The sequence below is a fragment of the Cupriavidus sp. BIC8F genome (genome assembly GCF_032465815.1).
GTDB classification, from domain to species: Bacteria; Pseudomonadota; Gammaproteobacteria; order Burkholderiales; family Burkholderiaceae; genus Cupriavidus; species Cupriavidus necator.
The window spans coordinates 3,023,505-3,044,465 of sequence record NZ_CP136095.1; the positions used below are offsets into that span (position 1 = coordinate 3,023,505).

Consider the following 20,961-nt stretch of genomic DNA (forward strand, 5'->3'; position numbering starts at 1 on the left):
GACGGGACCCGCATTATGCATATCGAGCAACTGACCCATGCACTGGGCGCAGAAATCACCGGCGTGAAGCTCGCCGACGCCATCCACGACGACGGCCTCTTCGCCGAACTCCGTAGCGCGCTGCTGAAGCACCGTGTCATCTTCCTGCGTGACCAGGACATCAGCCGCGCGGAACACGTGGCCTTCGCCCGCCGCTTCGGCGAATTGGAAGATCACCCGGTCGCCGGCAGCGACCCGGAGCACCCAGGCCTGGTGCGGATCTACCGCACGCCCGAGCAGCCGAACGACCGCTACGAGAATTCCTGGCATTCCGACGCGACCTGGCGCGAGGCGCCGCAGTTCGGCGCGGTGCTGCGCTGCGTTGAATGCCCGCCGGTCGGGGGCGACACCATGTGGGCCAACATGGTACTCGCCTATGAACGGCTGCCGGAGCACGTCAAGACCGAGATCGCCGACCTGCGCGCCCGCCACAGCATCGAGGCAACCTTCGGCGCGGCCATGCCCATCGAGAAGCGGCTGGCGGTCAAGGCGCAGTACCCGGACGCCGAGCACCCGGTGGTGCGCACGCACCCCGAGACCGGCGAGAAGGTCCTGTACGTCAACGTCTTCACTACCCACTTCACCAACTTCCATACGCCGGCCCGCGTGCGCTATGGCGCCGACGCCAATCCCGGCGCTGCCGACCTGCTGCGCTACCTCATCAGCCAGGCCACCATCCCCGAATACCAGGTGCGCTGGCGCTGGCAGCCCAACAGCGTGGCGATCTGGGACAACAGCGCCACGCAGCACTACGCCGTGATGGACTACCCGCCCTGCCATCGCAAGATGGAGCGCGCCGGGATCATCGGAACCAAGCCTTTCTGAACACCGACATGCAAGAGAACCTGATCACGCCGACGCCGTCGGCCTATGCCTTCCCGCTGCTGGTCAAGCAGTTGCTGCTGAATGCGATGAGCATCCACGGCGAGCAGGAAATCACGTACCGCGGCGAGCGCCGCTACCGCTTCAGGCAATTCCGCGAGCGCATCGGCCAGCTCGCCTCCGTGCTGCGGGCGCTGAACGTCCGCCACGGCACCACCGTCGCGGTCATGGACTGGGACAGCCACCGCTACCTCGAAAGCTATTTCGCCATTCCGATGATGGGCGCCACGCTGTTCACGGTGAATGTCCGGCTATCGGCGCAGCAGATCCTCTATACCCTGAACGACTCGAAGGCGGAAGTCATCCTCGTACATGCCGACTTCGTCCCCATGCTGGAGGAGATCAAGGCGGAACTGAAGTCGTTGCGGCGCGTGATCGTCATCGCCGACGGTGAGGCGGTTCCGGCCAATACCCTGCCGTTGGCCGGCGAGTACGAGGCGCTGATGGACCAGGCTTCGGCCGACTTCGACTTCCCCGAGTTCGACGAGCGTACCAAGGCCGCGACGTTCTACACGACCGGCACGACCGGCGACCCCAAAGGGGTCGCCTACAGCCACCGCGACATCGTCATGCACGCGATGTCCACCGCCATGAGCCTGTGCTCGCCGCGCGAGGGGCAGCGCCTGCACCGTGAGGACGTCTACATGCCGATCACGCCCATGTTCCACGTGCTGGCCTGGGGCATGCCGTACATCGCGATCATGCTGGGGCTCAAGACCGTGCTGCCAGGCCGCTACATCCCCGAGCGGCTGGTCAGCCTGCGCGAGTCGGAGGGCGTGACGTTCTCCCACTGCGTGCCGACTATCCTCCAGATGCTGCTCGATGCGTCCGACGCGCAAGGCAAGGACCTGTCCGGCTGGAAGCTGATCATCGGCGGTTCGGCCATGTCGCCGGCGCTGTGCGAGGCGGCGCTCGATCGAGGCATGGACGTGTTCACCGCCTATGGCATGTCGGAAACCGGCCCCATCGTCTCCCTGGCGCAACTGCCGCCGGGATACCAGCCGAAGGATCGCCAGGAAGAGGTGCGGATGCGCTGCGCAACCGGCCGCCCGGTGCCGTTCGTCGACTTCCGCATTGTCGACGGCAACCTGAACGACGTAGCGCGCGACGGGAAGCAACAGGGCGAAGTCGTGCTGCGCTCGCCTTTCCTGACGAAGGGTTATGTCGGCAAGCCGGAAGCATCGGAAGAACTTTGGACCGGCAGCTACCTGCATACGCAGGATATCGCCGTCATGGGCCAGGATGGCTTCGTCCGGATCGTCGACCGCATCAAGGACGTGATCAAGACGGGCGGCGAGTGGGTGTCCTCCATCGAGGTCGAAAGCCTGATCACGGGCGTGGCCGGCGTGCAGGAGTGCGCGGTGGTCGGCGTGCGTGACGAGAAGTGGGGCGAACGGCCGATGGCGTTCGTGGTGCGCAAGCCCGACGCGAACGTAGGCGTGGAAGCGATCCGTGACGGACTGATGCAGCACGTCGATTCGAAGCGCATCAGCAAGTACGCGGTACCCGATCCGGACCGCATCGCCTTCGTCGCCGAGATCCCGAAGACGAGCGTCGGCAAGATCAACAAGAAGTTGCTGCGCGAGCGTGCCGTCCAAAAACCCGTCCCTGGAGACCAGCATGAACCGTGATGCCGATCCGACCGCCACGCCAGTCTGCGATGAACTGCGGGCCAGCGGCTACTGGAATTCTGACTGGGATGCGGCCGCTGAACTCGATCCGGTCTGGACGGAACGGTTCGTGGCGATGGGCATGCATCCGCTGAAGGCGGGCGTGCTGGACCCAAAAACCATCGAGTTCATCTGCATTGCGGTGGACGCGTCCTGCACGCACCTGTACGCGTCCGGTACGCAGCGCCATATTCGCAAGGCGCTCGCACTCGGCGCCACGCGGGAACAGATCACCGCGGTGCTGCAACTCGTCAGCGTGCTGGGCATCCACTCGATGAGCCTGGGCGGCCCGCTGCTGATCGAAGAACTGGAGCGCGCGCGCAATGGATCGGACGTCACGGACGTTGGGGACGCCAACGAGCGCGCGGTGGCATGACGGAGGAAACACAAATGGACGCCACGCAGAAGCCAGTCACGGTCGCCAGGACGGACGAACTCCCGCCCGGCCAGCGCAAGCTCATCTTTATCGACGGCAAGAGCATCGTGCTGTTCAACGTCGAGGGAACCATCCACGCCATCGACAACTCTTGCCCCCATAACGGAGCGTCGCTGGCCAGCGGGAAGCTGCAGGGCACCGTCCTGCAATGCCCCGCCCACGGCTTACGGTTCGATCTGACGAAGCCCTGTGAGCCCGGCTCGGCAAGCCTGTGCCTGCGCAAATTTACCGTCCAGGCGACTGGAGACAGCCTGGCGTTGCTGGTGGACGCCGCCGGCACGCCATGATCCGGGCACTGCCCTGCCCACCGAGGTTTGGCTGGATGCATCTCTCCTCGCGGCATCATTATCAGTCCATGCGACTTGCGGTATGACGGCGCCGGGGGGCACCTTCGCCGGCATCCCGAGACTTCTGGAGACACACCATGCCCTACCTGCTGCGCAGCGGCAGTCTGGCCAACTACGCCGAAGTGGCGCGGTCCGCAGGACTGAATCCCCATCAGCTTTTGGCCAAGGCCAGCCTGAGCCGCTATGCCCTGCTCGACACGGACATCCGTGTCCCGGTCGAGGCCGTGAGCCAGCTCCTCGAGGCCTCGGCGGCCGCGTCAGGCCGGATCGACTTCGGCCTGCGCATGGCCGAATCCCGCCAGCTCGCCGACCTGGGCCCCCTGGGGCTTGCCATGCGGGAAGCGCCCAGCCTGCGCATGGCTCTCGATTCGATGGCACGCTATCTGCGCCTGCACAACGAGGCGCTTTCGCTTCATATCGAGGGATCCGGCGAACTGGTCACGGTGCGGGCCGAACTGCTCGGCACGGGTGACGGCGGCCTGCGCCAATCCATCGAACTGGTGGTCGGGGCGATCCATCGCGCGCTGCATTGCCTGCTCGGGCGCCTGCACGGCGTGCCCCTGGTACCGCACCGCGTCTATTTCACCCACGCGGCACCCGCCAACACGGCCACGCATACCCGACTGTTCGGCACAACGGTGTCGTTCAGCCAGGAGTTCGACGGCATCACGTATCGCGCCGACGACCTCGAAGTCCCGTTGAAGGCCTACGACCGTTCCACAGTATCCGAAGCGCGCAGACATCTCGATTCCATGCTCGCCGAACGCGGGGAAAGCATGCCTGACAATGTGAGGCGGCTGGTTGCATGCATGCTGCCGCAAGGCAAATGCTCGGCCGACGAGGTCGCCCGGCAGTTGGGGATCGATCGCCGCACGGTCCATCGCAAGCTCCGGCTTTCCGGCCAGAGCTACCTGACGATTCTCCATGAAGTGCGCGCCGATCTCGCGGTGCGCTACATCGCAAATATTGAACGACCGCTCTCGGAAGTTGCAGCATTGCTTGGATTCACTTCGCTTTGCGTTTTTTCCAGATGGTTCGCCATGCGGTTTGGTTGCAGTGTGTCGGAATGGCGCGGTCGGCCTGCGACCTCGGTCCAATCCGCGTCTGCGCCGTGACGGGAACAAGGAACCAACCATGCAGAACCAAAGAAAATCGGCCGATGCCATGCTGCCGACACTGGGCCGCCTGCATCGCGAGGTGCGGACGATGAGCCGGCGGGTGCATCGCCAGTCGATCTTGCGGACTCTCGATGGTGTCGGCGACTACGCCCGGAACGTGTCCGCGGTGATCAACGATATCCTGGATCAAGGCGACGCCCATGAGAGGGTCGTGTGCTTCGCTTCGGCAGTGGAGTTTGGCATCCCGATGCATCACCAGAGCGAGCATTGCCGTCTGGCAGCCATCCATACGGGTTCCAGTGCGATGCGTGTGTTGTACTGGACGGCGGTCCGGCGAATGCGATCGAACTGGCCAGCGCTGGATGCGGAAGCGGATCGCCATGCGAGGACCCGCACATCCCATGTAACTGAGGCATCCAGCCCGGCAAGGAAGCAGCCGGAGACGGTGCTTTGCCGACAATGCGAAGCCCTGCGCAGCGATGCGCGGACTTCCCACGGTCACGACGCATTGCATCCCATCTCCGGAATGTATTTCCGATTGGTTGCCAGCGGTGTGCTGACCGAAGCGTGCGAGCACAAGTGCCGAATTTGCAGCACCAGGTGGACGCAACACAGGCGTGCTGCAAGCCTGTTCGTGAGTTGGTCCATTTCGAGGCAAGCGGCTGGTACATAATGCAGCCGATTTGACCAATGATCGCGGACCTGGCTCTCGCTGAGAAACGACGGCTTTGCACTCGAAAGCTGTCGTTACAGTCGATCGAAAGCCAATGGCCGAGATGGGTCGGTCAGAGACGGCCGCGGCATCACCGGCAGCAGCCGTGACCGGCCAATTGGACAAGGGCATGACGATCTTCGCGCGGATCGCCATGCTGAGGCTGCACGCAACGCCGGGCTGGCAATGCCGCCGACGCAGGTGCTGATCTATGGCAACGCCAAGCGGGTACGCCGTTGACGCTCGCGGCACCCAGCGTTGCGCTGGACTTGCCCCTGCGCGTGCTGGTGCGCGATGACTGCCAGGGCAGCACCCGGGTGAGCTTCCACACCGCCGCGGAACTGGAAAGCGCTCACCCATTGCCGGCCGGCCGGCAGCGCCGCGCCGCTGGCTGTGGCGCAGCGGCTGATTCTTGACACGGTGGGCGCGCAAGGTGCCCCGGGGTGATTTATCCGGCCATGCCCTTGTTCGGGTTGATCAGGTACTTCTCCCCCGTCGCGCGCTTGTTGTAGACGGCGATCACGTCCAGGTCCAGCACCTCGGCCAGCGAGATCTCTTTCGAGTAGTGGCTGGCAAAGGTGGTCTTCAGCTCCGCCACCACGCGTTGCTTCAGCGCGTTGGCCCGCTCGCGCCCGATCTTCTGCAGGAACGGGAACAGCAGCCAGCCGCCCATGCCCCACGCCATGCCGAAGTTGCGGTTGAACTCGGTCGGGCTTGTGTCCAGGCCGCCGTAGAGGTAAACCTGCTTGTGGGTGGTCGAGCCATACCGGCTGTATTCGCGGGCCGTCTTGTTCAAGGCCGCTTCCATGCAGGTGAGGATCTGGCCGCCGAGCTTGCCGCCGCCCGTGGCGTCGAACGCGATCGTTGCGCCAGTGGCGACGAGTGCCTCGGTGAGGTCCTGCATGAACGTGGGCGACGCGGCGTTGCAGACGTGGACCGCACCTTGTGCCTTGAGCAGGTCCGCCTGCTCTTGCTTGCGCACGATGTTCACCAGCTTGATGCCATCCTTGAGACAGATCTGATTGAGCATCTGGCCCAGGTTGGAGGCCGCGGCGGTGTGCACCAGGGCGCTATGTCCTTCGAGCCGCATGGTCTCGACCATGCCCAGTGCGGTGAGCGGGTTGACGAATGACGACGCGCCGTCAGCAGGCGTGGCGCCTTCGGGCAGGACCAGGCACTGGTCCGCGGAAATGCAGCGGTACTGCGAGTACATCGCGCCGCCGATGGCAGCCACGGTCTTGCCCATCAAGGCTTGCGCCGCAGGGGACGAGCCTGCATCAACGACCACGCCCGCGCCCTCATTGCCAACCGGCATGGACGCATCCAGGCGGCCCGCCATGCTGCGCATCGCGCCTTCCGGAACGCGCGCGGTGACTATGGGGCGCTCGGCCGTGCCGCTGGCCTTGGCCGTGCTCATGTCGGCCGCACCGAACAGCAGGCCGAGATCGGACGGGTTGAGGGGAGAGGCTTCAATGCGGATGAGCACTTCATCCGGGCCAGGGAGCGGCGTGTCGATGCTGTCTAGCGACAGCTCGAGTTCACCGCCGCTCTTGATTTGCGAACGAAGTTGAAGTGCGGTGTGCATTCGATGTCTCCTTGGTTTGTCGGTTTGTCGGTTTGCGGTGAGCGGGGTAGCAGCGTCGGGCTGTTTTCGCCAGCAGTCAGCAATGTAGCAAGTTCCTGCGAATCCCGTACTGGGCCGGAAATTCAGGTCATGCGTCGGCCGACAGGCCATCATGCATCGCGCTGATAGCGGTGGCTATGTCAATCACCTGGCGGTCAGCGCTCCCACAATCAATCCAACCACTGGCGCCAGTGTCCAGTAACCGGGGGGGAGTCGCTTTTCGATGCAGAGTGGGGGGCTCTCGGGTTCCCGCTGGGGCCTGCGCGGGACGGAAAGCCTGGGCGGTGATCTTCAGGCGCTGTTCGTGCTCGAAAGCAGCATAGGAAGCGACAACGGCACTCTGTAGCAGGTTAATGCCTCTGCCAAGGACGCTTCCGCTACACTGGCCGGCCCATTGGAGATTTCAGTCCGGCATGGCCACCGTCGAACGTACGGCTTATCTGCATTTTCCCAAGGTCTTTTCGGCGGCGGAATTGCAGGCCTTATCTGGTCACTACACGGGCCCCACACAATTTGGGCTTCCAATATTCGGTAATTTCGAACCGATCCGGCCAGGAGAGATTTCGGAAACGGCCGTCAACCGGTCCGTCGCTGGTAATCGAGCAAGACTGAAATCTCGCCAGGCCTAGAGATAGACGGGAATCGCTGGCTGGTGGGGATTGTTAAGCAATGCGCCAACGAAAAGACGCTCTGTTGCCAGCAGAGCGTCTCGCGTTCGTCAGAGTCAAGATGCCGCCGACTGCAAAAGCTCCTCGACGCCAGGCTGCTCTTTCGTCCGGCTTTGACTAGTTTTGTTGACGTAGCCCTCCGGAGCGCACTCGCTTGGCATAACGCCTTGGTTGCGAAGGTGTGCCGCGACCATCTCGCACCATTTGAGCAACTGGTGCTTGTCAAGATCCGCGACCACGTCTTCACCGAAAAGATTCGAAAGCTCAAGCGCGACTCCTGAAAATGCGGCGCCGTCATCTCGAATGGTCAATACCCCGTCGCCATCCTGGTCGCACATCTCAATCCTTGTGGCAGACATATCCATTACCTCCTGAAGCTTCGTAACCGTCACTTGACTCGTAACCGTCATATCAGGCGCTCCCCGCCTTGTCGGTCGCTTGGCCAGCGTATCTATGCTAGAAGATCGACTTCCCTCCCACCAAGGGGAGTAATGGGCCCGGGGCCGCACCGTCCTTGACGGCCGGGCGGATTCATCTTCGGCGTAGCAGGGAGCTAAGGAGTGGGAGCGTCAAGCGTGCCATGGAGATGATGCTCGTCTCGATATGCTCGATGCAAAATGTACGAGGGACTGATCTCGGAGTGACGATGCTAACTCATGGGTCCGACGCAGCCCGACGACAATCTGGCGGCATCCACCGAAGAAAGGTCAAGTACTGCTTGGAACTCACAGTACGACCGCTCAGGGAATCAATTCCACCCTCTCACCTCTGCACCGGTGGACGGCCGAGTCGGCCGGGTCGCTGCCGTTGACTCAGGACCCAGCTACGGCGGTTCCCGGTCAGCAAGAGACGATCGCCTGCGGTATCAAGCTGATATTCGAACGGCGCATCTACATCAGATATCGGTCCTATTGGAGTTCAGTCTTCCCCCCTCAACGTGCGAGAGGTTTCGGTGCGCCAGTCGTAAAGGAGGGTTGCAGCATCCGGGCGCGGAGGGCGCAGCAGGTCGTGGAGGGCGGTGTCGGAAGCGGGCATGGGGCCCTCTGGCGTAACCCGAGCACCTGTCGGTCCAGTCGAGTTCAATGACCGTGCAGTCAGGCTGGGAAAAAGAGAGGCTGAAACATGGGTAGACCGCCCGCTATGGCGCGCACCTCGCCCATGCCATTGCCAATGCGGGCAAGACGGTGGCGACGGCGCTGCCGGTGGTCATTGATGTCGCACGCCTCGCGCAGGTACCGGAGCTTTGGCGTCGGCTTGTCCCGACGTTCGGGAAGCGGAGCAGGCGGCGCGGTCCTGAGCGCCGCCTGCTGTAGCTCCCAGCGGCGTGACCGGAAGCGCCTATCAGGCGCTGACCGTACGGGATTCCACCACGCCAAGGGCAATGTCCCTCAGATCGTCATCAGTGATCTCGGCCTTCGTATCCGCCAGTCGCTTGAAGCGAGCGAAGGCAGCGGATAAGACTTCGTCGTCGGGAAAGTGCATCCCGAGCTCCTGGACCCTGTGCCTGAAGGCATTCCGGCCGGAAAGCTTGCCAAGCACGAGCGCGCCTTTGTCCCATCCGACGTCTTCCGGTCGCATGATTTCATAGGTCTCGCGTGCTTTCAGGATGCCATCTTGATGAATACCGGAAGCATGGGCGAAGGCATTTGCACCGACCACCGCCTTGTTCGGTGGAACGCTGAATCCCGTGGCCTCGGCAACGACCCTGGACGCAGCGAGCAAATGGGTGGTGTTCACTCCAACATCAAGTCCGAACAGGTCGCGCCTGGTCTTTACTGCCATCACGACCTCTTCCAGAGACGCATTGCCTGCGCGTTCGCCAAGCCCGTTAATAGTGCATTCGATCTGACGCGCGCCACCATGTCTGACGGCCGCCAGAGAGTTGGCAACGGCCAGGCCGAGATCATTGTGGCAATGCACTGACCATACGGCCTTGTCGGAGTTGGGGATACGCTCGCGAAGCCTCCTGAGTCCTTCGGCGAATTCGGCGGGCATGGCATAGCCAACGGTGTCGGGGAAGTTGATCGTAGTCGCCCCTTCGCTGATGACACCTTCGATCACACGACAGAGGAAATCCGGGTCCGATCGACTCCCATCCTCAGGGCTGAATTCCACGTCGTCCGTAAATTTTCGCGCGAAGCGGACAGCAGTGCGGGCCCGCAGAGATACCTCCTCCGGGGTCATGCGCAGCTTCTTCTCCATGTGCAACGCTGACGTTGCAATAAAGGTGTGGATGCGGGATCTTCTCGCGCTGCTCAACGCATTGGCGGCTCTCTCGATATCCCGCTCATTGGCACGGGCAAGCGAGCAGATCACGCTGCCTTTTACTTGTCGGGAAATCTCCTTGATAGCTTCATGGTCACCATCCGAGCTGGCTGCAAAGCCAGCTTCGATGACATCGACGTTCAGGGTGTCGAGATGTTCCGCGATCGCGATTTTCTGCCTGATGGTCATCGCCGCGCCGGGCGACTGTTCGCCATCGCGCAGGGTGGTATCGAAGATGACGAGCTTGTCGTCGGCGCTGGTCGAACTGTGGGGCTTCTGGTTTCCGTTCATTTACCTACTCCTGGGTCAGGGCGACCGCTCAGTTCGGCTCGATGCCGTGCGACAACACCTCATTCGCCCACGTCACGGCCGCGCGTGCAGGCGGCTGGCCCGTCGACTCTACGCGTTGCGCCAGTCCGAGCACCCGATCGCGGATACCAGCGACTTCGTCGCGAAGGGCTGAATCGTCGACGCCGCCGAGGTACTCCCGGGCGCAACTTACGATGCCGCCGGCATTGATGAGGAAATCGGGCGCATAGAAGATGCCGCGCTGATGCAGGGTGTCACCCTCGGCCAGTGAGGCGAGTTGGTTGTTTGCGCCGCCGGCGATGATCTGGAAGCGGCAGCATTCGGCCACGGCCGCGGTGATGACGGCACCCAGCGCACAAGGCGCGAATACGTCGGCATCCACTTCCGTAATGACTTCCGGCGATACGACACGTGCGCCAAATTGCTGTTGCGCCTGCGCTGTGCGCCCGGCGTCAATATCGGCCACGGTCAGGGTGGCGCCCGCTTCATGGAGGCGGCGGCAGAGCTCCCAGCCTACCGACCCCAGACCCTGGACTGCCACAGACAGGCCGCTGAGCGCCTTGCGGTCCAGGCGGTACTGCGCCGCCGCTTGAATACCGACGAACACGCCGTAAGCCGTCCACGGCGATGGGTTGCCACCGAATCCGCCGTCGCGCGGCATGCCGCTGACATAGCGGGTTTCGGCCTGGACAGCGCGCATGTCGTCCACCGTCGTGCCCACATCTTCAGCCGTGATATAGCTGCCTCGCAGCGACTCGACCATGCGGCCGAAAGCGCGGAAGAGCTGTTGGCGGTCCATCTGCGCCGGCGAGCGCAGGATCACAGCCTTGCCGCCGCCGAACGGAAGCCCGGCGAGGGCGTTCTTGTAGGCCATGCCCTGCGACAGGCGCAGGGCGTCGGACAGCGCCTCGGCCTCGGCTGCATAGGTCCAGTACCGGCAGCCGCCGAAGGCGGGGCCCAGTCTGGTGTTGTAGATGGCGATGATGGCCTGCAGGCCGGATTCCGGATCGGTGGCGAGCGTCACGCGCTCGTGGGACAGGCCTTCGCCAGTGCCGAACAGGCGGACAGCGGCCGCCGCGTGGGTACGGTCGTTCAACTTCTTCTCCATGACGTGGGGAATGCAAAGCTGTAGCTCTGCCTTCCTTGGCACACCGCCTGGGTTGCAGTGCGGTGCGGCTTTGATGGGGCGCGGAGCCCCCATCGCGTTCGGCTGCGGGCGATCGTGTCGCGCCGGCGCCGGGTTGGCATCTTACCCAGATTCTGGGTGCGAGAAGGGCTGGGGTTTTCGCTTACTCCAGGGTCGGCCTCTACCTCCATTCACATGTTCTTTACTTGGCAAACGGTGGCGTCCATGTAGGCTTTTACGGCTGGCCCCGAGTGCTACCTGGTGCCGCCACCGTGCAGCACCGCATTGCGGCGCGCGTACAGGAAGTAGACCGACAGCCCGATCCCGAGCCAAGTGAGAAAGGCGATCCAGGTCAGCGCTTGAAGGTGCGCCATCAGGAACAGGCAGAAGCCCACCGATAGCAGCGGAACCACCGGCACGCCGGGACAGCGGAAGGCCCTCTTCAGTTCGGGACGGGTCCGCCGCAGCACCAGCACCGCGATCGAAATCAGCGTGAAGGCAGAGAGCGTGCCGATATTGATCAACTCGGCCAGCACGTTGAGCGGCACGAATGCGGCGATCATCGCAAACACGATGCCGACGGTCCAGGTGGCAAAGAACGGCGTGGCGTGCACCGGATGCACCGACGACAGCTTGGCGGGCAGCAGGCCGTCGCGCGACATGGCAAAGATGACGCGGGTCTGCCCAAATGTCATTACCAGGATCACCGTGGTCATGCCGAGAATGGCGCCCAGGTCGACAAAGCCGGCCACCCAGTTCTGTCCCGCGTACTGCAGCACCAGCGACACCGGATGGTCGATGCCGGCGAACTTGACGAAGGGGACGACGCCGGTCATGATGGCCGCGACAATCACGTATAGCACTGTGCAGACCGTCAGCGAGCCGATGATGCCGACCGGCAGGTCGCGGTGGGGATTGCGCACTTCCTCGGCGGCCGAGGTCACCGCATCGAAGCCGATGAAGGCGAAGAACACCAGCGCCGCCGCATTGAAGATGCCGGATACCCCGAACGGCGCGAATGGCTGCCAGTTAGCCGGCTTGACATGCCAGACGCCGACCGCGATGAACAGCACCACCACCGCAACCTTGATCGCCACCATCACGTTATTGAGGCGGGCCGACTCGCGCACGCCGCAGGACACCACCCAGGTGGTGATCAGCATGATCAGGAAGGCCGGCAGGTTGAACACGGTGTGTACGCCTGGCACCGCCCCCGGAGCGGCCGTCAGCGCCGCCGGTAAATGCAGGCCGAAACCCGCCGCCAGCGACTGGAAGTATCCCGACCAGCCCACCGACACCGCCGAGGTAGCCAGGCCGTATTCGAGCAGAAGGTCCCAGCCGATCATCCAGGCGATGATTTCGCCCAGAGTCGCGTAGCTATATGTATAGATCGATCCCGACACCGGGATGGCGGAGGCGAACTCGGCATAGCACAGCGCGGCGAAGCCGCAGGCCATGGCCGCAATGACGAAAGACACGGTCAGCGCCGGGCCGGCGGTCAAAGCGCCAGTGCCGGTCAGCACGAAGATGCCGGTGCCGATAATGGCGCCGATGCCCATCAGCACGAGGTCCACCGGACCCAGCACCTTCTTTAGGCCGCCAACGTGGCTGTCCGCCAGCATGGCGTCAATGTTTTTGGTTCGGAACAAGCTCATATAGGTGTCTCCTGTATGTGCTGCCGTGCGATCGCACGGGCCCGCGCCGGGGATGGCAACGAGTCATGCGGGCGCGATGGCATCCGGGGAGCGTGCTGCTGGGGTCGACGGCACGGCTTGCCAGCACGCTGGTAGCGCGCCGGCCCCGATATTTGTTGGAATTACCCGGACCGCCCAGGTCGCGGGGACAGACATCAAACCGAATCAATACGGCGCGCACGGCCCTCCGATTCCTTGCACGCCACCGAAGTGAAACACGCCGGTCTCAATCGACGTGATGAACCCATCCGAACGGGTCGGCGATCTTGCCGCGCTGGATGCCGGTCAGCAACGAACGGAAGCGTTGTGTGACTTCGCCTTCCCCACCATTGCCGATCGTGAACTCCCCACCAGCGTGACGTACCTGCCCGATGGCGGTGACGACTGCGGCCGTGCCGCAGGCAAAGGTTTCCTTAACCCGGCCACTGGCTGCATCTGCGCGCCACGTCTCGAAGTCGTATGGTGTCTCATTGACCCGAATACCCTCGTGCCGGGCCAGTTCGATGATCGAAGCGCGTGTAATGCCCGGCAGGATGGTCCCTGTTAGCGGGGGCGTGCGCAGAGAGCCGTCATCCATCACGAAAAACACATTCATGCCCTCGAGCTCCTCGATCCAGCGGTGCTCCGCCGCGTCAAGGAACACCACCTGGTCGCAGCCATTGGCCGAGCCCTCGGTCTGCGCGATCAGGCTGGCCGCGTAGTTGCCGCCGCACTTGGCCGCGCCAGTGCCGCCAGGGGCCGCGCGGGTGTATTGATCCGAAACCCATACGGTCACCGCCGACTTGCCGGGCTTGAAATACGGGCCGACCGGGCACGCAATCACGCAAAATACAAACTCGGCCGACGCGCGCACGCCGAGGAAACTCTCCGAGGCGAACATGAATGGACGCAGGTAGAGGCTACCGCTGCCACCTGGAATCCAGGCTCGGTCAATATCGACGAGCGCTTCCACGGCTTGCAGAAATGTTGCCTCGGGCAGGTCGGCCATCGACATGCGGGCAGCGGAGGCGCGAAAGCGCCTTGCGTTCTCCTGTGGTCGGAACAGGGAGATCTTGCCGTCCTCGCCACGGTATGCCTTCATGCCCTCGAAGATTTCCTGCGCGTAGTGCAGTACTGCGCAAGCGGGATCGATTTGGAAAGGATGGCGTGCTTCGACCCTGGCTTCATGCCAGCCGCGACCGTCGGTCCAACGGATCGTGACCATGTGATCTGTGAAGATGCGTCCGAACGTCGGATTTGCCAACTTGGCAGCGATCTCATCGGCGGAGGTGGGGTCGGGGCGAGGCTCTACAACGAACTGCAATTGATTTTCCGTGGTCATTTTTCAGTGTTCCAAGAATGTTGGGCCATATGGCCCTGGCCGTCGCGGTAGCGTCGTCAGGGCGGTTGCCTGACAAGGGTGGAGAGCTACTCGCCCAAAAGCGTCGCGCCTTCGCGCGCCCCACCACCGCCAAGCCGGACGCGCTCGCCACAGGAATCCAGTCTGATGCATTCGGAGCCAGGCTGCAGCACTCTGCGCGCCCCTGCGATATCGGGCCCGCAACGCCGTCCGGCGCTGCGCCGTCTTCTGCATAATGACCTCCTTCACATGGCCGAAACTGCGAATATTGTCCGGTGGTGAAGCCTGTGCGGCGGCAGGGTCCAGTTTGTCGGCGCTCAGGGACTGCGCAAGCTCAACCGCCGTGGCAAGATACTCGGCAATCAGTTGCCGCTCAGCACGTCGTTCGGTAGTCCCGCCGAATACATCGAAGGCGGTGCCGTGCAAGCCCTTCAGGCGCGCCAGCAGACAGACGCCGTCATGGCGCCAGCCCAGCGGCGGGCTCCGGTACCCGGAGATAAAGCCGGCGGTATTCATTCCCGCGGCCCGGTCGCGCGCCTATTGCAGCGGTGGCAGCCGTACCAGTGCCTGGGTGCCGCTCACGTAGACGCGGCCTTTTGCGGGAGTGTATTAGTCGTCCAGGCTGGCCGCGGCCTGGGTTTCGCGCAAGTTGGCGATAGTGTGGCAATCACGATGTCTGTCTCCGCATGCTTCTTTTGTCCGAAGGAGTGTAGGAAGCGCCCGCGCCATCGTAAAATCAAAAATTCCAAAACCTGATATCCGCATAACAAATAGCGGAAGGATGGTCACGGCCAAGTTTCGCGAGGCACCGCAAGGGTTCTGCAAGGAGACTACACTGCGGCAGTTCCGCTACTTCGCCACGACCGCCGAGATCGGGCAGTTTCGATGGCTGTCACCGCCGAGCATGTGTCGCAATCGGCCGTCCCCAATGCGGTGCAGGCACTCGAGCAGCATCAGACGGAGCGCCATTCGAGTGCCTGCCGCAAGGCGTCGCGCTGACCACCGAAGGTCACCAGTTCTACTCGCATGGAAGATCCTGGATTCGGAAGAAGACGCTCTGCGTGAGTCGCGCGTCCAGGTGCATGAATTGCAGGGCACCGTGCACCTGACCGCCTGCTGCACCGTGCTGGGCGACTTCCCTGCCCGGCCTGCTGGCGCGCGCACCAATTACCCGGACAGGGCGTGGAGGGCCTGAATCTGAAATGACGATTCGTGGAAGAAGATGGGCCTGCTGATCGACGCCCCGATGCCTGGCCGTCATTGGCGAGGACCACTTGGGCAATTGGTCGTTGTTCGCCAGTATGTGGCAGCCGAACAGGGTGTGAGCAGAGTTCCGCCGCTTCTCGACTAACGCGTCACCGCTTGAATGGCAGCTAGGCTATGCGGATTCAACCGGTCGATGCAACAGCTTGATGGAATCGTTCAGCCGGTGTATCGAAGTCTAGTGTCTTGCGCGGGCGTTCGTTGAGCCGCCTGGCGATGGTGTTGAGCTTGGCTTCGCTGCCCGAGCGCAAATAGGCACGGACGTTTCCGCTGCAGCTTTCACGCACCAAGTCTTCGGCATGCGCGAGTTCGGTGCCACACGCAGCAAGCGCACAACCCCGCGCGGGATGCTCGCAATGAGTTCCGGCACATTCGACAGCGTCACAGCAGTGCGCCATCAATTGCCGCTGGCATCGGCCGCGCCAGACCGGTAGCGCAGCAGATGGTCGGTGCCGGATTCGGACAGCCAGACTTCTCCCGGGCGGCCCATCATCTGGCGTACGTTCGCGTGCGGGCGCGGTAGCGTGAGCACTTCGAATCGCTCGGCGCGCGGGTCGAAGCGCACCAGCGCGTTGGCGCTCCATTCGCTAAGCCAAACGATGTCCCGGTCGTCGACGAAGATCGCGTACGCATGCGGGTCGTGGCCGGGCAGCCGCCATTCGCGCCATTGATGCGTTGCCGGGTCGAACACGCCGACTTTGCCAGCGCTCCACTCGCTGACCCAGATGCGTCCTTTCGAATCGGCCCATACGCGTCGTGCCCCCTGATTTGGCGTCGGCGGCTCGATGACCTGCGCCGCGCCGCTGGCGGGATCGATGCGACCGAGATAGCTGCCGGCCAGTGACGCGAAGTACAGGCTGCCGTCAGGGCTCACACAAATGCCGTAGGGGCCGGGCCCGCGCGGCGCATCGAAAACGCGCATGCTGGCGCGCGCTGGGTCGAGCTCGCCGTAGATGCCGCTCTGCCCCGTGAACCACAGATGCCCTCCCTTGTCGAAGACCGCTGTATTCAGATTGGCGTTCGGCCGGTCCTTCGGTAGCGGGAAACGCGTCACGGCAAGTGTCTTCGGGTCGACGCGCACGATCGCGTTCTGGCCGCCGTCCGTGATCCATGCCGCCCCATCGGGACCGACAATCACGCCGTGCGGCGCCGACCCTGCGCCGAGCTGCACCCTGTCGGCCTTGCCGCCGCGCGGGTCCAATCGTCCGACCGCGCCCTGTGCCTGCGCTGTGTACCACACGGTGCCGTCGGGCGCCGGTGCGATGTCGTGCGGCGCGCTGCCTGCGGGAACGGAAAACGTCTCGAACAATGGAGACTGCGCCTGTGCCGAAGCCATGGCGAGCAGGACGCTCAGGAGGGAAGATGCACATAACGGGGCCAGCACGGATTCAAGAATCCTGCTCACCGCTGCCACAACTCTTCCCTTCTCGACTTCCAGCATGTCCTCCTCCATGGCCGAGGATGCGTCGCAAAGTGCACCGACGCCTTCATTGTTGCACTGATCCCGGCCGGTGGGCAGGACTCGGCCAGTTTCGACCGTAGGGCACCGCTTAGCTTATGATAGGACCGATGTGCTAGCAAAAACGGACCCTCGCTCACGCATACGTGCCTATACCAACGGCCTGCGATGCAAATTGAAAGCCCGTCGACCTGGCACCCTTGATATTGCAGATGCTCTCGATGCAGCCACATCGCATTGACGCATCGACGGACTCCGCCTGCCCCCGACGCGCAGGCGGACAGGCAACAAGAAGCCCAGAACAGGCTTCCATCTAATTGCCCCCCATTTCCAAGGTGATCGTCTCATACAACGCCTGCGCGGCAGGCTGCAATGGCCTGTCGCGACGGCGTATCAGCGCGAGGACGCGGTCTACGTCAGGTTCGACCAGGGGGATTGCGCAGAGCCGGGGATGATCCCGAGGCACCGCCATGCCAGGCAGCACGGCCATGCCAAGCCCAGCTTCAACCAGCGCCAGCACGCCGACGACGTGGTTGGCTTCGTAATGAATGGTGGGGCGTCGCTCGAGGTGGGCGATGGCATTTTCGATCAAGGCGCGATTGCCGCTTTGCTTCGACACGCTGACCATCCGTTGCCCCGCCAACTCCTCCCAGGCCACGCACTCCCGCCCGGACCATTCGTGGTCGCGCCGCATTGCCAGGCGATAGCGCTCGGCGCGGACCGCGCGGAACTCGATGTTGGGCTCCTGGGCGCCCATGAAGTTGAGCCCGAAATCCGATTCTCCCGACATGACGCTGGCCAGTACGGCATTTGCGCTTTCGTCAATCACGCGGACGCGCACGCCCGGATGCCGGCTGGCAAACACGTGGATCGCATGGGGCAGGAAATGCAGCGCGGCAGACGGTATGGCAGCCACTGTCACCAGGCCGCGTTGAAGCGTGGCCTCGTCGCCGAGCCGGAACACCGCGTTATCCAGGATGTCCAGCGCAGCGCGGGCTTCTTCCAGGAACTGGCGGCCGATATTCGTCGTCTCCACGCGGCGCGTGGTCCGGTCCAGTAAGCGAGAGCCGAGCGTCTTTTCCAGCTTTTCGATCCGCCGGCTTAGTGCTGGCTGTGAAATGTGCAGGGCTTCGGCCGCCATACGGAAGCTTCCTTTTTCGGCCGTCGCGACAAAGGCCTGCAAGTCTTCCAGGGCGAAATTAATGCGTGGCATGCATTGAATCATCAGAACATTGCAATTCACAGAATAGTCTTGCGTCGATACGCTTGCAATGCCTGATCGGGACGTTGTGTCGTGCCGAGAAGCGCACAAGAAGACGTATCTCGGAGACTTATCTTGAAACTCGCAGTTCGCCATCTCGCGCTCGCCCTTACCCTGAGCGCCTGCACCTTTACCGCCTGGGCTGAAGCCTGGCCCGCAAAGCCGGTGAAGTTCGTCGTGCCGTTTGGACCCGGCGGCGCCAACGATCTGGTTGCCCGCGCCGTGGCCGAGGCAGCGTCGAAGCAGCTTGGCCAACCCATCATCGTAGAGAACAAGCCTGGCGCCGGTTCGGTACTGGGCGCCGACTATGTGGCCAAATCCGCGCCGGACGGCTATACCTTCCTGGCGCCAGCGGCCGGCGTGATCACCAACGGGATGATCAAGGCCCACCTGCCGTACAAGGAGCAGGATCTGGTGCCCGTGGCCATGCTGGCCGTCAGCCCGTCGGTCATCGTGGTGCCCGCCGACTCCCCGATCAAGGACCTCAAGAGCCTGGTTGCCAGCGGCAAAGGCGGAAAGAGCCTGAATTTTGCTACGGCGGGTACCGGCAGCACGCCGCACTTCGTCGCGGAGATGCTGAAGCTGGCAACCGGCGCAAAACTCGAGATCATCCCCTACAAGAGCGGCTCGGAAGGCATGGTCGCCGTTGTCGGAAAACAGGTGGACGCGACCTCAGAGGCCAGCGTGGTGGTGCTGCCGCAGGTCAAGGGCGGCAAGCTGCGAGCGATCGCTTCCACCTGGAATACGCGCATTGCCGCGATGCCGGACGTGCCCACCACCACGGAACTCGGCTATCCCGGCATCTTCATCGGTCACTGGTCCGGCGTCTTCGCACCGCGCGGTACCCCTGACGCGATCCTCGACAAGATGAACAAGGCCATCGACGCCGCCATCAAGTCACCGGAGCTGCGCGCCAGGCTGATCCCGCAAGGTATCCAGCCGATGGGCGGGACGCGGGCTGACTTTACCAAGTTCCTGGCAGGCGAAAAGGCTCGCCTCGGCCCGATCGCGCGCGCAGCCAATATGAAAGAAGACTGACGGGCGGCACGGCCCGCACCAGTGAATAACAGGAGACGACATGAAGCTGAAGATCCTTGCCACCAGGCCAACCTTGCTGGTTCTCATGCTCTGGCTGGTCTCTCCGGCCTGGGCAGACGAGATCCGCGTGATTACCTCGGGCGGCTTCACCGCCGCCTACCAGCAACTCGTGCCGCTGTACGAGGCCGCTACGCAGGACCGTGTCATCACTGCCTATGGTGCGTCGATGGGCAATGCGCCCGATTCCATTCCCAGCCGGCTGGCACGGGGCGAGACGTTTGATGTGTTGATCCTGGCGGACTCGGGTCTTGAGGAGCTGGTATCGGAAGGCAAGGTGGCCGCCGGCAGCCGGGTCGACCTGGCCCGCTCGCTGATCGGCATGTCCATGCGCAAGGGCACGCCAAAGCCGGACATCAGCACGACCGAAGCCCTGAAGCAGACCCTGCTCAACGCTACATCCATCGCGTATTCCGCCAGCGCCAGCGGGACGTATCTCTCCAACGAGCTGTTCCCCCGGCTTGGCGTCGCGGACGAGATCAAGGACAAAGCCCGCAAGATCTACAGCGAGCGTGTCGGCGCCGTGGTGGCGCGAGGCGATGCCGAAATCGGCTTCCAGCAGGTCAGCGAGCTGCTTCCCTTCAAGGAACTGGACTACGTCGGTCCGTTGCCAGCCGAGTTGCAGCAAAAGGTGTTCTTTTCCGCGGGAACGATCGTAGGCCGACAGACACCGGCATCTTCCCGGTTCGTCAGCTTCCTTGCCTCGCCGGCGGCGGCTGCGATTGTCAGCAGCACGGGATTGGAACCCGTGGCCACCCCTCTGCCGCCACCGGCGCCTCCGGCTTTGGGCCAGCCGCGGAAACCTTGACCCTGGGGCCGGTGCCCGCGGCCCGAGCCCACACTCCACCGTCAGCAACGATGGTTGCGTTTAGCTTGCCGCCTTCCCGTTCATTGCGGTACTATTTTTTTTATGAATCGGTTCCACATCAAATCGATTATTACCGCCACGAATGTATTGGCGGAATAGCTCTCGACTTGAAAGTTCGCAAGCAACCCGTCCAGAAGGCGGGTTTTTGCTTTCTGGGCCCATCAGAGGACTTGGAAATGATGAGCAAGAGAGAGGGCAGTTCGGACCAGACAGCCGTTCTGCATATGGTCTGCGGCAAAATCGCTTCGGGGAAATCAACACTGCCGAAGCGCTTGGCGTGCACGGAGAATGCTTTGGTGATCAGTGAGGACGTCTGGATGGCGCATCTCTATTCAGGCGAGATCCGCGCGTTGGAAGACTATGTACGTTGCTCGGGGCGCATCAGGCGGGTGCTCTCGGACCACGTCCGGACGCTCCTATCGGCCGGTATGTCCGTGATTCTGGATTTCCCCTTCAACACCATCGACAGCCGTGCATGGGGACGCGAGTTATTTAATGGAGCTCGCGTGGGACACCTGCTTCACTATCTGGAAGTCAATGACGAGATTTGTAAGATGCGCCTCAGGGCACGGAATGCCTCAGGCGAGCATCCGTTCGAAACGAGCGATGCCCAGTTCGATCAGATAACGCAGTACTTTGGCCCGCCTTCGACAGCCGAAGGGTTTCAGATCGTGTGGCACGCTGCTACGCAATAGGCCGCGTCAGACCAGATCAAGCGAGAGAGCCTAACTTGGAGTCCTAAAGGTCGTCGGCTTCTGAGAGCAGACATCCGCAACGTCTCGGACC

Annotated in this window: 19 protein-coding genes and 4 pseudogenes; 12 read left to right on the forward strand and 11 right to left on the reverse strand. The window is 63.0% G+C overall.

Annotated features, from left to right (window positions below; translation table 11 throughout):
• Positions 1 to 15 precede the first annotated feature (15 nt).
• The 7 genes from RS901_RS34155 to RS901_RS38955 all read left to right on the forward strand — a co-directional run bounded on the left by RS901_RS34155 (position 16) and on the right by RS901_RS38955 (position 5,620).
• On the forward strand, positions 16 to 864 hold the full coding sequence (locus tag RS901_RS34155; protein ID WP_316155044.1) for a TauD/TfdA dioxygenase family protein: 849 nt from the start codon (positions 16 to 18) through the stop codon (positions 862 to 864).
• An 8-nt stretch (positions 865 to 872) separates the two neighbouring features.
• Positions 873 to 2,552: a fatty acid--CoA ligase gene (locus RS901_RS34160; protein ID WP_316155045.1), complete on the forward strand. Its 1,680-nt coding sequence runs from the start codon at positions 873 to 875 to the stop codon at positions 2,550 to 2,552.
• Positions 2,542 to 2,967, forward strand: a complete 426-nt coding sequence (locus RS901_RS34165) for a carboxymuconolactone decarboxylase family protein (RefSeq protein ID WP_316155046.1) — start codon at positions 2,542 to 2,544, stop codon at positions 2,965 to 2,967. The genes RS901_RS34160 and RS901_RS34165 overlap by 11 nt, the downstream gene beginning before the upstream one ends.
• A 14-nt stretch (positions 2,968 to 2,981) precedes the next feature.
• On the forward strand, positions 2,982 to 3,314 hold the full coding sequence (locus RS901_RS34170) for a Rieske (2Fe-2S) protein (RefSeq protein WP_316155047.1): 333 nt from the start codon (positions 2,982 to 2,984) through the stop codon (positions 3,312 to 3,314).
• A 137-nt stretch (positions 3,315 to 3,451) separates the two neighbouring features.
• Positions 3,452 to 4,489 (forward strand): AraC family transcriptional regulator, encoded by a 1,038-nt coding sequence (locus tag RS901_RS34175; protein ID WP_316155048.1) that lies wholly within the window; start codon positions 3,452 to 3,454, stop codon positions 4,487 to 4,489.
• 19 nt (positions 4,490 to 4,508) lie between these two features.
• Positions 4,509 to 5,165 (forward strand): hypothetical protein, encoded by a 657-nt coding sequence (locus RS901_RS34180; protein WP_316155049.1) that lies wholly within the window; start codon positions 4,509 to 4,511, stop codon positions 5,163 to 5,165.
• Positions 5,166 to 5,473: 308 nt separating this feature from the next.
• The gene (locus tag RS901_RS38955; RefSeq protein WP_410054248.1) at positions 5,474 to 5,620 is read left to right on the forward strand and encodes a hypothetical protein; all 147 of its coding nucleotides are present in this window, start codon (positions 5,474 to 5,476) and stop codon (positions 5,618 to 5,620) included.
• 32 nt (positions 5,621 to 5,652) lie between these two features.
• Here the strand turns inward: RS901_RS38955 and RS901_RS34190 are convergent, their stop codons facing one another.
• Positions 5,653 to 6,789, reverse strand: coding sequence for a zinc-binding dehydrogenase (locus RS901_RS34190; RefSeq protein WP_316155050.1), 1,137 nt, complete (start codon positions 6,787 to 6,789; stop codon positions 5,653 to 5,655).
• Between the two features lie 262 nt (positions 6,790 to 7,051).
• Between RS901_RS34190 and RS901_RS34195 the strand changes: the two are divergent.
• Together RS901_RS34195 and RS901_RS34200 are read left to right on the forward strand one after the other, a co-directional pair.
• A pseudogene (locus RS901_RS34195) lies at positions 7,052 to 7,171 on the forward strand (porin); the annotation flags it as partial.
• Between the two features lie 70 nt (positions 7,172 to 7,241).
• On the forward strand, positions 7,242 to 7,457 hold the full coding sequence (locus RS901_RS34200; RefSeq protein ID WP_316155051.1) for a hypothetical protein: 216 nt from the start codon (positions 7,242 to 7,244) through the stop codon (positions 7,455 to 7,457).
• A gap of 95 nt (positions 7,458 to 7,552) precedes the next feature.
• Here RS901_RS34200 and RS901_RS34205 read toward each other — a convergent pair whose 3' ends face one another.
• The 10 genes and pseudogenes from RS901_RS34205 to RS901_RS34240 form a co-directional block, all read right to left on the reverse strand.
• Positions 7,553 to 7,906, reverse strand: a complete 354-nt coding sequence (locus tag RS901_RS34205; protein WP_316155052.1) for a hypothetical protein — start codon at positions 7,904 to 7,906, stop codon at positions 7,553 to 7,555.
• A gap of 943 nt (positions 7,907 to 8,849) precedes the next feature.
• Positions 8,850 to 10,052, reverse strand: a pseudogene (locus tag RS901_RS34210) (2-isopropylmalate synthase); the annotation flags it as partial.
• Positions 10,053 to 10,080: 28 nt separating this feature from the next.
• On the reverse strand, positions 10,081 to 11,178 hold the full coding sequence (locus tag RS901_RS34215; RefSeq protein ID WP_316155053.1) for an amino acid dehydrogenase: 1,098 nt from the start codon (positions 11,176 to 11,178) through the stop codon (positions 10,081 to 10,083).
• 272 nt (positions 11,179 to 11,450) lie between these two features.
• On the reverse strand, positions 11,451 to 12,851 hold the full coding sequence (locus tag RS901_RS34220; RefSeq protein ID WP_316155054.1) for an amino acid permease: 1,401 nt from the start codon (positions 12,849 to 12,851) through the stop codon (positions 11,451 to 11,453).
• Between the two features lie 265 nt (positions 12,852 to 13,116).
• Positions 13,117 to 14,211, reverse strand: a complete 1,095-nt coding sequence (locus RS901_RS34225) for a branched-chain amino acid aminotransferase (protein WP_316155055.1) — start codon at positions 14,209 to 14,211, stop codon at positions 13,117 to 13,119.
• Positions 14,212 to 14,214: 3 nt separating this feature from the next.
• On the reverse strand, positions 14,215 to 14,655 hold the full coding sequence (locus tag RS901_RS38960; protein WP_410054249.1) for a DUF6537 domain-containing protein: 441 nt from the start codon (positions 14,653 to 14,655) through the stop codon (positions 14,215 to 14,217).
• 42 nt (positions 14,656 to 14,697) lie between these two features.
• Positions 14,698 to 14,886: pseudogene (locus tag RS901_RS38965) on the reverse strand (hypothetical protein); the annotation flags it as partial.
• 731 nt (positions 14,887 to 15,617) lie between these two features.
• Positions 15,618 to 15,737, reverse strand: a pseudogene (locus RS901_RS39045) (IS30 family transposase); the annotation flags it as partial.
• Positions 15,738 to 15,889: 152 nt separating this feature from the next.
• Complete coding sequence (locus RS901_RS34235; protein ID WP_316155056.1) at positions 15,890 to 16,933, reverse strand: virginiamycin B lyase family protein; 1,044 nt, start codon at positions 16,931 to 16,933, stop codon at positions 15,890 to 15,892.
• 331 nt (positions 16,934 to 17,264) lie between these two features.
• Positions 17,265 to 18,164 carry a LysR family transcriptional regulator gene (locus RS901_RS34240; RefSeq protein WP_316155057.1) on the reverse strand — a complete coding sequence of 300 codons (900 nt, stop codon included), beginning with the start codon at positions 18,162 to 18,164 and terminating at the stop codon, positions 17,265 to 17,267.
• A gap of 123 nt (positions 18,165 to 18,287) precedes the next feature.
• Between RS901_RS34240 and RS901_RS34245 the strand changes: the two genes are divergently transcribed.
• From RS901_RS34245 to RS901_RS34255, 3 genes are all read left to right on the forward strand, one after another.
• Positions 18,288 to 19,250 (forward strand): tripartite tricarboxylate transporter substrate binding protein, encoded by a 963-nt coding sequence (locus tag RS901_RS34245; RefSeq protein WP_316155058.1) that lies wholly within the window; start codon positions 18,288 to 18,290, stop codon positions 19,248 to 19,250.
• A 40-nt stretch (positions 19,251 to 19,290) separates the two neighbouring features.
• Positions 19,291 to 20,115 carry a substrate-binding domain-containing protein gene (locus RS901_RS34250; RefSeq protein WP_316155059.1) on the forward strand — a complete coding sequence of 275 codons (825 nt, stop codon included), beginning with the start codon at positions 19,291 to 19,293 and terminating at the stop codon, positions 20,113 to 20,115.
• A gap of 236 nt (positions 20,116 to 20,351) precedes the next feature.
• On the forward strand, positions 20,352 to 20,870 hold the full coding sequence (locus RS901_RS34255) for an ATP-binding protein (protein ID WP_316155060.1): 519 nt from the start codon (positions 20,352 to 20,354) through the stop codon (positions 20,868 to 20,870).
• The last annotated feature ends 91 nt before the right edge of the window (positions 20,871 to 20,961 follow it).

What these genes read in the sequence shown, in the direction of transcription:
- RS901_RS34155 (WP_316155044.1), top strand. Translation starts at nt 16, where the DNA reads ATGCATATCGAGCAACTGACCCATGCACTGGGCGCAGAAATCACCGGC.
- RS901_RS34160 (WP_316155045.1), top strand. Translation starts at nt 873, where the DNA reads ATGCAAGAGAACCTGATCACGCCGACGCCGTCGGCCTATGCCTTCCCG.
- RS901_RS34165 (WP_316155046.1), top strand. Translation starts at nt 2,542, where the DNA reads ATGAACCGTGATGCCGATCCGACCGCCACGCCAGTCTGCGATGAACTG.
- RS901_RS34170 (WP_316155047.1), top strand. Translation starts at nt 2,982, where the DNA reads ATGGACGCCACGCAGAAGCCAGTCACGGTCGCCAGGACGGACGAACTC.
- RS901_RS34175 (WP_316155048.1), top strand. Translation starts at nt 3,452, where the DNA reads ATGCCCTACCTGCTGCGCAGCGGCAGTCTGGCCAACTACGCCGAAGTG.
- RS901_RS34180 (WP_316155049.1), top strand. Translation starts at nt 4,509, where the DNA reads ATGCAGAACCAAAGAAAATCGGCCGATGCCATGCTGCCGACACTGGGC.
- RS901_RS34190 (WP_316155050.1), bottom strand. Translation starts at nt 6,789, where the DNA reads ATGCACACCGCACTTCAACTTCGTTCGCAAATCAAGAGCGGCGGTGAA.
- RS901_RS34200 (WP_316155051.1), top strand. Translation starts at nt 7,242, where the DNA reads ATGGCCACCGTCGAACGTACGGCTTATCTGCATTTTCCCAAGGTCTTT.
- RS901_RS34205 (WP_316155052.1), bottom strand. Translation starts at nt 7,906, where the DNA reads ATGACGGTTACGAGTCAAGTGACGGTTACGAAGCTTCAGGAGGTAATG.
- RS901_RS34215 (WP_316155053.1), bottom strand. Translation starts at nt 11,178, where the DNA reads ATGGAGAAGAAGTTGAACGACCGTACCCACGCGGCGGCCGCTGTCCGC.
- RS901_RS34220 (WP_316155054.1), bottom strand. Translation starts at nt 12,851, where the DNA reads ATGAGCTTGTTCCGAACCAAAAACATTGACGCCATGCTGGCGGACAGC.
- RS901_RS34225 (WP_316155055.1), bottom strand. Translation starts at nt 14,211, where the DNA reads ATGACCACGGAAAATCAATTGCAGTTCGTTGTAGAGCCTCGCCCCGAC.
- RS901_RS34235 (WP_316155056.1), bottom strand. Translation starts at nt 16,933, where the DNA reads ATGCTGGAAGTCGAGAAGGGAAGAGTTGTGGCAGCGGTGAGCAGGATT.
- RS901_RS34240 (WP_316155057.1), bottom strand. Translation starts at nt 18,164, where the DNA reads ATGCCACGCATTAATTTCGCCCTGGAAGACTTGCAGGCCTTTGTCGCG.
- RS901_RS34250 (WP_316155059.1), top strand. Translation starts at nt 19,291, where the DNA reads ATGAAGCTGAAGATCCTTGCCACCAGGCCAACCTTGCTGGTTCTCATG.
- RS901_RS34255 (WP_316155060.1), top strand. Translation starts at nt 20,352, where the DNA reads ATGATGAGCAAGAGAGAGGGCAGTTCGGACCAGACAGCCGTTCTGCAT.